Below are 14,087 nucleotides of genomic sequence, written 5' to 3' on the forward strand. Positions count from 1 at the left end.
CTGCTTACCAGTTGATTGCTCTGCTGATGATTGGTAAAAAAAGATGATTGACGCCCACCACAACGCTGCTGACTACCAGATTGTTGCTTGTATCAACGTCCACAACACCTGCTCCGGGTGTCACTTGCACATAGATGTCGTAGACCCCGGGGGCGACATCCGGCCAGACAACGCTGAAGGTTTGCGCCTGGCCGCAGCCGCTCAGAACCATGTTTTGCGCTGGCCCCAGCGGTACACCGCCACCGGCCGGGTTGCCATGATAAAACTGCACCGTCGCCGCTGCCGCTTGGCTGAGATTGCCGCTGTTGGCGACCTGGGTGTGCAGAGTCAGGGTGACAGGTTGGCCCAGAGAGAGGGCGCTGGTGGTGGCTTTCACGGCCGTTGGGTAAAAATCAATCTCACGGTTGAGAACGGCCGTATACGCCGCAAAATTCGCCCCAATTTCCGTCGGCGCGTAAGTGATTGGGTCCAACAAAACGCCGTTATACCGGTCGTCGGTGGTGCTGTACCAGGCCCACTGCTGCACCAGGCGGTTCTCGTCTAGTGGATTGCCCAGCGTGGGGTGGGTGGCGTTGAGCATGTAGTCATACGTGCCATTCATAAAAGCGTTCACCCGCGCGGCCGTAAAAAAAACGCCGTCTTCATCGGCAAAATCGGGCGGCATCAACACCCCATACTCGGTCAGATACAGCGGCGCGCCCCGATAGCCTCGGTCGGCCATCCACTGCCGAAAGCGGGTGATGCGCTGCGTGAAAATATCCAACCGGTCGGTATCGCGCAGGCCCCATACTTCGCCGTATAACCAATCAACCCCCGGCGGAATGCCCGCCCCCCAGCAGTTGGCCGGATTATAGTCGCAGCTCACCTCGTTTAGGATGTAATTGTGGATGCTCCAACCATCGGTGGGCAGCGGTGCGCCAAACTGGTTGTAGTAACTCCCAAGAATCTGATCCAGGTAAAACAGGCGCATGGGCGTGGCCTGGATGATGGAACCGGCGATGACCTGCGCCGCAGGATCGGCGGTTTTTAGCAGGCCGTATAGCTCATGGTAAGCGCGCGCATAAACCGGCGGCGTCAGGTCATCTTGCTGCGTGCTGTCGGGTTCATTGCTAATCAGCCATTTGGCTCCTGGGCTGTTGCTGATGGCCTGTTGCAGCGCGCTGCCGTTAGGCTGGTAGGTATAGCCGGGAGGGGTGGCCGACGGCCGTAACCGGATAACCGGCATATATTCCATGCCTTCTGGTCGCGGCGGGTTGGGCAGGGTGGTGAAATTCATATACCAACCGGCGCCCAACCCCGGCAGGCTGGCGATGGTTTGCGTTTCCAACACATTCACGCCAAACCGGCACAAAGGCGCATCATCGCTGACGGCCGTTTGGGGCACAGCCTGTGCCGGACGTGTTAACGCTGCCGCCACAACCAGGCCAGGCAGCAGAAAAGCGGCTAACAGGAGCGGGATGGTTTTCCGATTCATTTAGTTCACCCGTATGTAGATGGGATGCCGGGTGATCGGGATGATCACGTAGCCATCGCCATCCGTATCGTAGATGGTGTTGCTGTAACTTCCCTGGCCGTCTAGCAGCGTAGCCTGGCTGCCGGGAATACGCAGCGGTTTGGTTTCCAGGGTTTGGTAGGGATTTAGCCAGGCCACATACAAGGGGCCGGTAAGGCTCTGAAACAAGTAGGCTTCCATGTTTGCCGCCCCAGTTTCCGCCGGTGGCAGTTCACGCACAAAACGGGTGTTGCTCAACAAGTTATAGGCTGACTGGTAGGCGGTGTAGGCCGCCTTGGGCGCGGCTGGGCCGCTATCGGCATTGGTGACCAGGCCAAAATTGGGAAAGTAACTACCGGGATCGTGCAGCATCCACCAGATCATCACTTTGATGTTGACCGCGTAACTTTGGGTGAACAACTGCACCAGCCGGGCTATCTGCTCATCGGGGTTGCTGGGTTCGCTGTCGTACCAGCCGCCCTCGGTGATAATGACCGGTTTGTTCAGCCCATAGCTGGCGAGTTTGCTGCGGATCGCGGCCGTTTTTTCCTTTAATCCTGTGCCGTTACTGTCCCAATTTGGCGCAAACAGGGGGTAAACGTGAAAATTCATTACATCAAAGTAATTGCCACCCCCAGCCGCCAGTACATCATCTAGAAATGATGAGTTGAAAGGGCCGCCCTGATACTCAAACCAATCATGGGCGACACCCCCCATCACCACCTGGGCTTGAGGGTCGGCAAGTTTGATGGCTGTATAAGCAACTTGCAACATGGCTGCATATTCGGAACCATATTCGCCCCATCCCTCGCGGTTGCTGTCTGGTTCGTTCACCAGTTCCCAATGCTTAATGACCTGCCCGCCCGGCGCATCCTGATAGCCATCGCCATCGTACCGTTCCACAATAGCCTGGACAAACTCGGCAAAATCTGGCAGCGCGTTGGGGTGAATCGGACCATAGGGTTTGTTAGGCAGCAGCCTGGCCCACTCTGGCACGCCATCGCCAATGACAAAAACCAGATGCAGCCCGCCGTTGTCTGGCCGGGCGGCGGCGGTAGCGTTGTCCGCCCCGCCCCAGATAAACTCTTCTACCGGCCGGTTGGTTGGCTCTACGCTCTCCCACGAAATCCTGTTGCGCAGCCATCGGCTCTGGCTGCCGATAAGGTACGGATGATAGGGCGACGATACGCCGCTGTTGCCATACATTTGCACGCCAAAAAGCGGCGCCGGAAACTGCGAATCATGACGATTGGTAATGACCGGTAAATAGACATAACTTGTTTCTTGTGGTGCTGTAGGATTTGCGGTTGTCAATGTTACACTGGTTTGGGCCACTAAAGTGAAGGGGATAAAGAGACAGAAAACAGCAGTGAATAACAGTACAGCATAAACAGATCGTTTCATGAACCTACCTCTAAAGGGTATTGGGTTGGTTAGTTGTTTGGCTTGCTGACAAACCAAACAACTAACTAACTAACCAACATCTTCAACGAGAAGCTGAGCTTCTAGCACGAGAACTTTTCTCGGCTGCTTTTTACGGGATGCTGATGGACGGCAAATAGGCGACAAAGAAATAGGGCGGCTCCCAGCGGATAATCATGTGGTTTTGGCTGTCGGCCAGCCAGATGACCTGGTTGGCGTCTACTTGAATGCCTTGCGGTGTGCGATTGAGCAAGGGGAATCGCCAGGAGGAGGCGATGCTGCCGTTGCTGTTGGTTGTGACGCGGCCCACATATCCGCTGGCCGAATCGCTGAACCAGGCTGTCGTCGTGCTGCCGCTGTTGACCAACAAGAGGTCGCTCAGGTTGGCGCTTGCCGGTGCGGCGGTGTACCAGCGAAAGAGAGAGATGGTGGTACCAAAATCAAAGCCGATCAGCCCATTGGTGGTGCTAACCCAAGCCACGTTGTCTGTGTTTACGGCCGTTTGGTTGGGCGTGAAGATACCGGCGACCGGGTCACTGGTGGACGTGTCGTCGAATGTTTCGCTGCTAATGGTAAAAGAGGCCAGTTTTTGTACAGCCGGGGCCGTAAACCAGACCATCGTTCCGTTGGGCGCGGCGGCGATATCTTCTAAATTGGCGTTAGGGCGCGTATAGGCATATTCCGTGATCTGCCCGGTGTCCGGGTCGAGTTTGGCGACCTTGTTCCCGGTCCGCTGCACAAACCAGACCAGACCATCGGGGGCGATGGTAATGCCGGTGGGAGCACTGTCCCCGGTAGGTATTGGATATTCAGTGAAAACGCCAGTTGCCATCACCAGTTTGCCGATTTTGTTGCCCGCCCGCTGCGTAAACCAGATATTGCTGCCATCGCTGGCAAGCTGGTACGGGTCGCTGTTCGCTGTTGGAATGGTATAAAACGTGTAGCCATATGTCAGGGTATCGGTAACGATCAGGTGACCGATGGCGTTCACGCCAGGCGCAGTAAACCAAAAGGAGCTGCTGCCTGTGCGGATAAGGTAACGGGGAGCGCCCGTATTGGGCAATGGGTATTCGGTCACAAATGGGCTGGCAGCTGGTGCGGCGTTGGGGCTGGCTTGTAGGGCGTGTTGGCTGCTGAAGAGCAGGGTCATCGCCACAAAGGCGGCGGCAATACTGACGAAAAGAACGGAAATACGTTTGTGGTTCATATCACTCATCCTGGGGAAGGCACGGCCGTTTCTGGCACGGCCGTTACCTTCACAGTGTCATCTTGCGCCCATGTCCACACCGCCGGAAAGGCCACCAGGCCATGAATCTCCGGCGTTCCGCCGACCACCACTTGAAAGTCATACGCCTTTTCGTGGTAATCGTAAGCGTGCGAGCGGCGGCTGTCGTGGATAGCTGCGGTGACTTGATATTGGCCGGGCATTAAGGGCAGCGCCGTCACTTCGTAGCGGACAACACCAGAACCACCCACAATACCCATCTTTAGCCCGGCCAGTTGGTTGTTGGGGCCGTTAATTTGCAAGCCATCGCGCCGGTAAATTGCCAGACCAAATTCCGGTTCGGTGATGGGGCGGTGCGCCTGATAGGTCATTTCGATGATCAGCGGCTGGCCGGTGCGGAAGACTGGCTGTACTTCACCGGCTTCGTTGAGGATGCGCACGGCCGTTAACTCAATGTCACCCGTCCCCCACCGGACAAAATCCGTCTGCGCCAACTGCATCGGTCGGGGGTCTGTGCTGTACAAAAAGTCCAGGTAGTGATGGGCCACTTCCTCGGTAGGACCATCACCGCGGACGTGCCCCTGGTCCAGCCATAACAAATGGCTGCACAACCGCCGCATCTGGTCCAGACTGTGGCTGACCATGACAATGGTGACGCCGGCTTGTTTCATCTGGAAGATGTGGTCAAAACATTTCTCCTGAAACGCCTGATCACCCACCGCCAAAATCTCATCAATAATCAAAATATCCGGGTCTACGTGAATGGCGACGCTAAAGCCGAGGCGCATGTACATGCCCGATGAATAATGCTTCACCGGCATGTCTATGAATTCTTCCAGTTCGGAAAACGCGACGACAGAATCAAAATGCTGCTCAATTTCTCGCTTTGTCAGCCCTAAAACGGCCGCATTCAGGAATATATTCTCTCGTCCGGTCAGGTCGGGATGAAACCCGGCGCCCAATTCCAGCAAGGCGCTCATCCGGCCGCGTACCATAATGCGCCCTTCGTTGGGGGCGCAATATGCGGGCGATGAGTTTTAGCAGCGTGCTTTTGCCGCTGCCGTTGCGCCCAATAATGCCCAACGCCTGCCCTGGCAAAACATCCAACGTCACGCCGTTTAGCGCCCACAGGTCGTTATGACCGCCTGGCTGCTTTTTCACCAACGCCGTAAGCTGTTCTAACAGGGTTGACGGCCGTTCATTTTTATAGTAGAACCGCTTACGCACATTCTCTAAACGAATCACGGGTTCTGCTGCTGGCGTCAGGACGACTGCTGTCTCAAGTTGTTCCATATCATCCGATTTCCTATATCTACAGGCTATTTTAACCGTGAAACGCCGAGGAACAAAATGGGGCGCTGCCGCCGGATAATCTCTACAGGTGTGACGCGCTACAGAAATACTGCCTCAGGTTGACGGCCGTTCCCCCCACGACTATACTGCCATTCTGTGATAATCAAAGACAATCCATACCCACCAGGGATACAATGATTGAATCCACCGAACTAACAATTGAACAATTCCGCCAAACGGCCGTCGCCATCGAAAGCGAAGTCGCCAAAGTAATTGTCGGCCAGCGAGATGTGGTGCGCCACGTGCTGATCGGCATTCTCAGCAGCGGCCATGTGCTGCTGGAAGGCGTGCCAGGCCTGGGCAAAACAATGCTGGTGCGCACCTTCGCCCAGGCCATGCGTCTGGATTTCAGCCGCATCCAGTTCACCCCAGACCTGATGCCGGCCGACATCACCGGCACAGACATCATGGAGGAAGTGGGCGACGGCCGGCGCCAATTCCGCTTCCAACAAGGTCCCGTCTTCGCCAACCTTGTCCTGGCCGACGAAATTAACCGCGCCACGCCCAAAACCCAATCGGCGCTGCTGGAAGCCATGCAAGAGCATACCGTCACCGTCGCCACCCACACCTATCCGCTGCCGCAGCCCTTTTTTGTCCTGGCGACGCAAAATCCCATCGAGCAAGAAGGCACTTACCCACTGCCCGAAGCGCAGCTAGACCGCTTCCTGTTCAAAATCAACGTCGGCTTCCCTTCGCCCGATGAGTTAACCGAGATTCTGACGCGCACCACCGGCAAATTGGTAACGGCGGCAGACACGGCAGTTTCCGGTCCTACCATCCTCGCCATGCAGCAGCTTGCCCGCCAGATTCCCATCCCCAGCCATGTCACCAACTACGTCAGCCGCCTGGTCGTCGCCACCCATCCCGGCGGCAGCCCGGCGCCGCTGGTGAACAGCTACGTGCGCTATGGCTCCAGCCCGCGCGGCGCCCAGGCGTTGGTCCTGGGTGGCAAGATAACGGCCCTGCTAGACGGCCGTCTCAATGTCAGTTTCGATGATATAACGGCCGTCGCCCCTGCCGCCCTGCGCCACCGCCTGCTGCTCAACTTCGAGGGCCAGGCCCAGGGCATCCGCCCCGATGACGTGGTCGCCGACCTCATCGCCCAGGTTAAGAAAGATTAAAAATTTTCACCACGGAGGCGCGGAGGACACAGAAATTCTGTAACTGTTCACCCCCTGTCGGTTGAGCCTGTCGAAACCGATCCCCCTTCGACAGGCTCAAGGGGCGGGAGTGACTGATTACGAAATTCGTAAAAAACTCCGCGCCACCGTGGTGATTTCTCTTCTCCCCTTACCATGAACCTTTTTGACGAAGCCACGCTGCGAAAACTGGAACAACTGACCCTGGTGGCCGAAAATGTGCGCGTCGGGGTGATGAAGGGCGACCGCCGCAGCCGCAAGCGCGGCACATCCATCGAATTCGCCGACTACCGCAACTATGTCAAAGGGGATGATTTGCGGCGGCTGGATTGGAATGTGTATGCCCGGCTGGAACGGCCGTTCATCAAACTGCTCCAGGAAGAAGAAGACCTCTCTGTCCACCTGCTGATTGACGCCAGCGCCAGCATGAACTGGCCCGCCGACCAACCAGCCAATCAACCAACCCACAAACTCACCTACGCCCTCCACCTGGCTGCCGCCCTGGGCCACATCGCCCTCACCACTGGCGATTTGCTCACCGCCACCCTGCTTGCCAGCCAGGGCGACCGGCGCTGGGGGCCGTTTCGCAGCCAACAAAACAGCCTGCGTCTGCTGCAATTCCTGGAAACGGCCGCGGCCGATGGCCTGACCGACCTGAATGTGTCGCTGCGTCATTATGCGCTGCACGGCCGTCGCCCCGGTCTCTTGTTTGTCCTCAGCGATTTTCTCTCGCCTGGCGGTTGGCAGGATGGCCTGACTGCCCTGCTCTCTCGCGGCCACGAAGTGGGCCTGTTCCATCTGCTCAGCCCCGACGAAGTAGACCCGCCCCTCAGCGGCGACCTGAAGCTGGTGGACGTAGAAACGGGTCAGGACGCCGAAATCAGCCTGGATGGGGCCACGCTGGACGCCTATCGCCAGCGCCTGCGCGCCTGGCAGGCAGAAATCGCCGCTTTTTGCGCCAGCCGCGCCGTCCATTACATCCCCCTCGTCACCGATGCCCCCTGGGAAAGCGTGATCATGCGCACCCTGCGGCAGCAGGCGGTCGTCCGCTGATATGACTATGATGCAACCTGTTACCTTAAGCGCTATTTGCAAGTTTGGTCTGGAAAAACTGGTTAAATCGGAAATCGCGCGCCTCGGGTTCCCGGACCCGGTGGTGTCTGATGGCAGCGTGGAATTTACGGCCGTGTTAACCGACATTCCCCGCCTCAACCTCTGGCTGCGCTACGCCGACCGCCTGCTGCTGAAAGTGGGTGCGTTCCCGGCGCTGACGTTTGACGAGTTGTATGAGCAAAGCAAAGCGCTGCCCTGGGAAGATTGGCTGCCGGTGGACGGCCGTTTCCCCGTAGACGCCAAATCGGTTAAGTCTGGCCTACAAAGCCTGCGCTCCTGCCAATCCATCGTCAAAAAGGCGGTGGTAGACCGGCTGCAAGCCGCTTACCACACGGCCGATCTGCCCGAAACCGGCGGCGAATACGCCATCCAGGTCGCCCTACTCAACGACGTGGCGACGCTGACGCTGGATACTTCCGGCGCGGGGCTGCACAAACGCGGCTACCGCACGGCCAACGTCGCCGCGCCGCTAAAGGAGACCTTTGCCGCCGGGCTGGTGTGGCTCAGTCCGTGGCGGTCTGATGGGCTGCTGCTGGACCCCATGTGTGGCTCTGGCACAATTTTGATCGAGGCGGCGCTGCAAGCGCGGCAGATGGCTCCTGGTCTGGGGCGTTCTTTTGCCGCCGAAGCATGGCCGATTCTCGACGCCGCCTGGTGGCAGGGCGCCCGCGAAGCGGCCCGGGCCATGCGCCGCGCCGGCCCTATCGGTCCGCTGCTGGGTTACGACATAGATGCAGCGGCCGTCGCCGCCAGCCGCCAAAATGCGGCCAACGCCGGCGTGGCCGATGATATTGTGTTTACGCCAAAGGATGTGCGCGACTTGTGGATTGATCAGCAGTTTGGCGTGTTGATCTGCAACCCGCCCTACGGCCGTCGTCTGTCCGACTTTCAGGAAATGAACCAGTTATACATCGCCCTGAACAAAATGCTGCGCAAAAAGAGCGGTTGGGCGGTGTGCATTCTCACGGCCGACCCCAAATTCCCCGACTATTTTAAGCGCAGCCGCCCAGACCGCGTGCGCAAGTTTTATAACGGCCGTATCCGTGTCAACTACTACCAATACGACCCACTAAGAACCTGATGCCGCTCAGGTCCCGCTGCTCTCGGCCGTATACACCTCATCCATCGCCAGCAGCACCTCATTAAGTTCTGTCACCTCTTCGGAGATTTCCTGGCGTAGGCGTTGGGCGCGGCTGCTGTCTATGCCTTTGGCGTCTACCAACAAGGCTTGCGAATAGATGGTCCCCAAATGGGCCAGCGAGTTCTCGATCTGCAATTCAGCGCGCTGAATTGTGTTTTCTACCCCGCTCAGGGCCTCTAGCTGCTGCTGCAACCCCCGGATATTAGCCATCATCTGTTTTTTGACGGCTTCGTCATCTTCCAGAATAAACTCGCGCTGCAATTCTTCGATGCGCCGCTGGGCGCGCGCCTTGTCTCGTTCGATCTCTTGCTGCCGCTGCCGATAACGGGAGATTTTTTTCGACAGGTTATAAATGTGTTCCAACCAATCGTCAATCTGACTGGTGGCGTGCAGCAGTTCATCGCGCAGCGGGCTGTCTGGCTGTTCCTGAAGAAAGCCTTCAATGCGTTGGCGGTAGTTCATCGCCTTGATAAACTGCTCGCGCATTGTTTTATCGGCGATGCCCTTGGGATCAAATTCCTGGCGCAGCGCGTCGGCCATGATTTTTTGGTAAAGCTGTTTGTCGGTGAGGCTGCTGGCGATGACGGCGCCTTCTGCCAGCAGCCCGGCCAGCAGCCAGACCCACCAGGCCGGTAGAAAATCGGGCATCCCAATGAGCTGCTGCACTGCGGGCAAAGACAGCGCCGTCAGCAGCATCGTCAGGCTGATGATGACGGCGCTTTCCCAACGGAATAGGGCATGTTCCACGTAAGCCCGTTTGACGCGCGATTCCAGTTCTTCCCGTTTGTCGTTAGCCATGGTTTGTATCTTCTTGCTTCACAGGTATGATGTCTAGTTGCTGCTGCACCGCGTCCAAGAGCCGTTGCAGTTGGGCTTTTTGCGCCGGGTCGCTGACACGGGGTAGGGCGGCTTGCAGCACGTCGGCGCTGCGCTGGTAAAAACCAAGCCGGGCGTAGGCGCTGCCCAGGTGGCGCTGAAAGCTGATCTGGCCGGGGGCGTTGGCGGCGGCGCGCTGCCAGTGGAGTACGGCCGTTGCCCATTCGCCTCGTTTGGCCGCCCGCGTTGCCACCCCGTGATAACTGCCCGCGTCGCGAATCCCTTTTTGCAGCGCGGCCACCTGCCGATGCTGCACGCGCTCAAAGTTTGGGCCAGCCTTCAGGGCGGCGACGATCAGCGCCAGAACGACGGCCGCCAATTGAAAATAGCGCAAAAAGTCGGCCAACCCACTGACCACCGGATTGACGACGTTGTCGAACATCGGACCAACCGACAGCAGATTGTTTGTCAGTTCGGCGGGAATAAAAAAGCCCAATACGTTCACCAACAGAATCAGGCACAGCGTAACCAGCGCGCCCACGTAAGCCCAAAATTGGCGAAAGTAAACCCCGGCCGTAAAAACCAGAAATAAGACCATCAGGCTGACCGGCAGGGCAGCCGCCAACATGCTTTGGCGCACGATCACGTCGTACAATGCCTGCACCAGATATAACTGGGCGATACCGGCCAGGGCAACCCATAGAATGTGCAGGGTTGTGTCTGGTTCTTCGTAGCGGTAGCTGGAGATCAGCAGTTTGCGCCCACAGCGTGGACAGGTTTTGTCTTGCGGCGTAATTTTCTGGGCACAGTAAGCGCACAAGTCACCGCTGCGCTCCCAGACATCGTCGTAGCGCGATGTGTGGCTCAGGCCGATCCATTCCTGGGCATAGGTGACGATGGGTGCGGCTGGCGGGGCAACGGCCGTAAGTTCTGGCGTTGGTTCCAATTTCGCCAATCCACGCCGGGCTGTCTCATTATCCGGGTTTAGAGCCAGCACATTTTCCAGGCAAATGCGCCGGTCATCCGGGCTTTCGACCGCGCCGCTTAACCAAAGCCAGGCCACTTCGTCTGTCTCGTCAGCGTCCACCGCTTGCAGCAGCCATTCCCGCGCCTGAGCGCGTTCACCTGCTTTCAGGGCGCTGATACCGGCTTGTAAAAAGGTGTGGCTGTCGGCCGTGGGCATAAGTATGGCTAAAACCTCCGCGGTCTCCAGGACCGCGGAGGTCTGGCGGGCAGCCGCTATTCGCTTTCCAGGGAAGAGGCAGAAGATTCCTCTTCTTCGATGAACGTGGGCGCGGAGGGCGCAGCCAGACCCAGGCGGCGTTTCCGCTCTTCCAATTGCAGTTCGATTTCCGTTTTACCCAAAATATCATCCATCTGGTTATCCAGGTTGCTGGCGTACATTTCGCTGTGGGCGCTGGCCGTGTCCAGGCGCGCCTGGATAGAATCGCGCAGCCGGGCGATGTCGCCATCCCCCACGCCTTGCAGATCGTTGAGGCTTTTCATGGCCTTGACGGTGATTTCTTTGGACTTAGCCAACCGCAGCAGGGCCTCCATTTCCTTTTGTTCCTGGCGGATGGTCTTGAGTTTAGCCTGGAGCTTCAGGCGGGCATTTAAGAGCGCTTCGTATTCCCGTTGTTGGCGCACCCATTGTTCGTGGTACTGTTCTTGCAGGCGGCGGGCGCTGTTGAGTTCGTTTTGCGCGGCCGTTGCCAGTTCTGGTTTGCCCTGCATCAGCAGCATGTCAATATTGCGGTCGAGTTGGTCGGCTTTTTTCTTGTACTCGTTGTATTTGCGCTCCATGGATTTGACTTCGCCGCCGACAGTGGCGGCGGCCTTTTCCAGGTCTTCCAGGTTGTCTTCGGCGTCGCGGATGTATTGTTTCATCACGGCGACGGAGTTGGCTTCTAAAGCGCGGTCTACCATTTCATGCAGGTTAGCCTGGATGAGGGTCTGGGTTTTTTCGAGTAATGATGCCATTGAGGAATCTCCTTTATGTGTGTTTGTCGGAATTAAAAGGCTAATACGGCGCAGCGTAAGAAGTGGTTGCGGGTTGGATGGGTAAGGTGAGGGTAAATGTAAACTGATTGCTTGATGTGTGCAGCAGCAAACGGCCGTGATGCAGCCGGATGTATCCCTGCACAATATTAATACCAGGCGAGTAGTTGGATGTGGTAAATGTGTCCAAATCTTCCAATGCCAGGTGGCGGATGATGCCGGCGGCCTCTTCCGCCGGTAAAGGAAACGGAAATTTTATAGACAGGCGTATTTCCTGGTCGGATTGGGTAGCTGCCAGTTGGATACTGGCGCTGTCTGGCGACGGCCGATAATAACTGAGACCGATATCCAACAAGCGCTGGATGCAGTTTGTCAGCGTCACCCGATCCCCCTGGATTTCGGGCAAATCGTGGGCCAACGGGCAGGTAACGGTCAGCCCTTTTTGCATCGCTGTGGCTTCATATTGTTGGCCCGTTTCATAGAGCAGCAGGCCAATATCGGGAATAGCGTCAACGCGCAGGTCGTAAGCCATGTCGGCTTCGCCTGTTTTCAGTTCAGCCAGCGAGATGAAATCTTCGATGAGTCGGCTGAGGCGGAGACTGCTGGCCTGAATGCCCTGGAGGGGGAATTTTAGCTCTTCGTCGGTGCGCGCTGTGCTGATTTGCTGTTCAAATTCACCGGAATATTTGGCTACGGAAGCCAGCGGCACACGAAAATCTGGCGTGATCAGTTCGATGATGCTGCGTTTGAGTCCGTCGAAACTGCGCGACATGGTGTGTTTGATCTGGAAGTAACGCTCCAATTGTTTAACGGCCAACCCCAGCAACTCTTCACTGTCGTAAGGTTTGGTGATGTATTCTTCTACGCCGCTGCGGAAACCGGCGTGGATGTCGCGCCTTTCTCCTTTGGCGGTCAGGAAGATGAAGGGGATTTGCACCCATTCCGGGTTTTGGCGCACTTCGGTTAAGAAGGTGAAGCCATCCATAACGGGCATCATGATGTCGGAAATGATCAGGTCGGGGGTGTGGTGGGCCAGAACTTGCAACCCTTTTTGCCCATTCATGGCGGTGAAAATCTGGAGATTGTAGGGTCCCTCGTGTATTTCGAGCAATTCGCGCAGGCCATCCAGCAGGAAGGGGTCATCTTCAACGACAAGGATGTTGGCGGTTGGCTTTGTGTGGTGGTTGGCTGTCGGCTGCTGCTGGGCCACGCCCGCTGCCGGCAGAAAAACGGTGAAGGTGCTGCCAGTGTTTTCCTGGCTGTATAGTTGGATACGGCCGTTATGCAGTTCCACCAACCCTTTGGCAATAGTCAGCCCCACGCCAGCGCCTTGTTGTTCCAGATGAGTGCGGTTGTACTGAAAAAACAGGTCGAAAATTTGGTTTTGTACTGGCGCGGGAATCCCGATGCCATGATCCTGGAAGGCAATGGCGATCTCGTTATCGGCAACGGCCGTGCGCACCTCCACCATATCGCCTGAGGCAGACATTAGTCGTTTGGATGAGAATTTGATGGCGTTGTCTAAAAGCTGCTGAAAAATAGTCAGTAAACTGGTGGGGTCGCCGTAGACGGCGGGCAAATTGGCGGTGGGGCGGTAATGTATTTGCGAGCCATGCTGCTGCGCTTTCTCTTGTTGATTCAACACGGCTTCTTGAATGATCGCGTCTACGTCATCAATCCGTCGCACCCGGCGCAAAAAGTTCTGTTGGGTTTCGCCGGTACGCAGTTCGATGACGGCGATAAAACTTTCGATCAGCCGGGTCAGGCGCAAACAACCGGCCTGAATCCCACGCAAATATTCCTGGAAATTGTCCGTGTCGGCATAGGTGTTGACGCTGTCGGCCAGCATTTCGTAATAGGCGGTGACATACGTGAGCGGCGTGCGAAATTCGTGGTTTAATATCTGTAAAATGTCTTTTTTCAGGTTGTTGATATGTTGTTCGTGGGTATGTTCGATCTGGAATTTGCGGTCTAGCTGCGTTTTGATCAGTTCCAACAGTTCGACGCTGTGAAAGGGTTTGGTGATGTAGAGGGCCGCGCCGCTGAGCCGCCCTTTGTGGATTTCATGTTTTTCGCCGCGAGCGGTGAGAAAGATAAAAGGGATGTTGACCCAGGCGGCCGTTTTTTGCACTTCTGCCAGGAATTGAAAACCATCCATGAACGGCATCATGATATCGGAGACAATGAGGTCTGGCGTTTGCCTGGACATCAGGTCTAGGGCTTCACGGCCGTTGCTGGCTGTGCACACCGCAATCTCATAATCAATGTCCACCACTTGCAGCAAGTCGCTCATGCCATACAGCATGGATTTGTCATCTTCAACCAGCAGAATTGTTACCGCGCGTCTCATAGACTTCCTACATCCATCCTACTTACCTGATAGCAACC

The 14,087-nt window shown here is 56.8% G+C and carries 12 protein-coding genes; 3 read left to right on the top strand and 9 right to left on the bottom strand.

What is annotated here, in order from left to right; genetic code table 11:
- Positions 1 to 4: 4 nt before the first annotated feature.
- From IPM39_13960 to IPM39_13980, 5 genes are all read right to left on the bottom strand, one after another.
- Positions 5 to 1,474 (bottom strand): hypothetical protein, encoded by a 1,470-nt coding sequence (locus IPM39_13960; GenBank protein ID MBK8987161.1) that lies wholly within the window; start codon positions 1,472 to 1,474, stop codon positions 5 to 7.
- On the bottom strand, positions 1,475 to 2,896 hold the full coding sequence (locus IPM39_13965) for a cellulase family glycosylhydrolase (GenBank protein MBK8987162.1): 1,422 nt from the start codon (positions 2,894 to 2,896) through the stop codon (positions 1,475 to 1,477).
- Positions 2,897 to 3,026: 130 nt separating this feature from the next.
- On the bottom strand, positions 3,027 to 4,121 hold the full coding sequence (locus IPM39_13970; GenBank protein ID MBK8987163.1) for a hypothetical protein: 1,095 nt from the start codon (positions 4,119 to 4,121) through the stop codon (positions 3,027 to 3,029).
- Positions 4,122 to 4,126: 5 nt separating this feature from the next.
- A complete protein-coding gene (locus tag IPM39_13975; GenBank protein MBK8987164.1) occupies positions 4,127 to 5,119 on the bottom strand; it encodes an ABC transporter ATP-binding protein in 993 nt (330 codons plus the stop codon).
- A complete protein-coding gene (locus IPM39_13980) occupies positions 5,013 to 5,432 on the bottom strand; it encodes an ATP-binding cassette domain-containing protein (GenBank protein ID MBK8987165.1) in 420 nt (139 codons plus the stop codon). The genes IPM39_13975 and IPM39_13980 overlap by 107 nt, the downstream gene beginning before the upstream one ends.
- Positions 5,433 to 5,626: 194 nt before the next feature.
- Here IPM39_13980 and IPM39_13985 point away from each other — a divergent pair, with 194 nt between their 5' ends.
- The 3 genes from IPM39_13985 (at position 5,627) to IPM39_13995 (ending at position 8,825) form a co-directional block, all read left to right on the top strand.
- A complete protein-coding gene (locus tag IPM39_13985) occupies positions 5,627 to 6,613 on the top strand; it encodes a MoxR family ATPase (protein MBK8987166.1) in 987 nt (328 codons plus the stop codon).
- A 174-nt stretch (positions 6,614 to 6,787) separates the two neighbouring features.
- Complete coding sequence (locus IPM39_13990) at positions 6,788 to 7,684, top strand: DUF58 domain-containing protein (protein ID MBK8987167.1); 897 nt, start codon at positions 6,788 to 6,790, stop codon at positions 7,682 to 7,684.
- Between the two features lie 10 nt (positions 7,685 to 7,694).
- Entirely contained in the window at positions 7,695 to 8,825 is a 1,131-nt protein-coding gene (locus IPM39_13995) for a class I SAM-dependent RNA methyltransferase (protein ID MBK8987168.1), read from the top strand.
- A 6-nt stretch (positions 8,826 to 8,831) separates the two neighbouring features.
- Here the strand turns inward: IPM39_13995 and IPM39_14000 are convergent, their stop codons facing one another.
- The 4 genes from IPM39_14000 to IPM39_14015 are packed head-to-tail and all read right to left on the bottom strand — an operon-like array spanning position 8,832 to position 14,049.
- A complete protein-coding gene (locus tag IPM39_14000; protein MBK8987169.1) occupies positions 8,832 to 9,683 on the bottom strand; it encodes a hypothetical protein in 852 nt (283 codons plus the stop codon).
- Positions 9,676 to 10,884 carry a hypothetical protein gene (locus IPM39_14005; GenBank protein MBK8987170.1) on the bottom strand — a complete coding sequence of 403 codons (1,209 nt, stop codon included), beginning with the start codon at positions 10,882 to 10,884 and terminating at the stop codon, positions 9,676 to 9,678. The genes IPM39_14000 and IPM39_14005 overlap by 8 nt, the downstream gene beginning before the upstream one ends.
- Positions 10,885 to 10,940: 56 nt before the next feature.
- Positions 10,941 to 11,681 carry a PspA/IM30 family protein gene (locus tag IPM39_14010; GenBank protein MBK8987171.1) on the bottom strand — a complete coding sequence of 247 codons (741 nt, stop codon included), beginning with the start codon at positions 11,679 to 11,681 and terminating at the stop codon, positions 10,941 to 10,943.
- A 40-nt stretch (positions 11,682 to 11,721) separates the two neighbouring features.
- Positions 11,722 to 14,049 (bottom strand): response regulator, encoded by a 2,328-nt coding sequence (locus IPM39_14015; protein MBK8987172.1) that lies wholly within the window; start codon positions 14,047 to 14,049, stop codon positions 11,722 to 11,724.
- Positions 14,050 to 14,087 lie beyond the last annotated feature (38 nt).

Origin of the sequence: Candidatus Leptovillus gracilis (assembly GCA_016716065.1) — a bacterium.
Classification (GTDB): Bacteria; Chloroflexota; Anaerolineae; order Promineifilales; family Promineifilaceae; genus Leptovillus; species Leptovillus gracilis.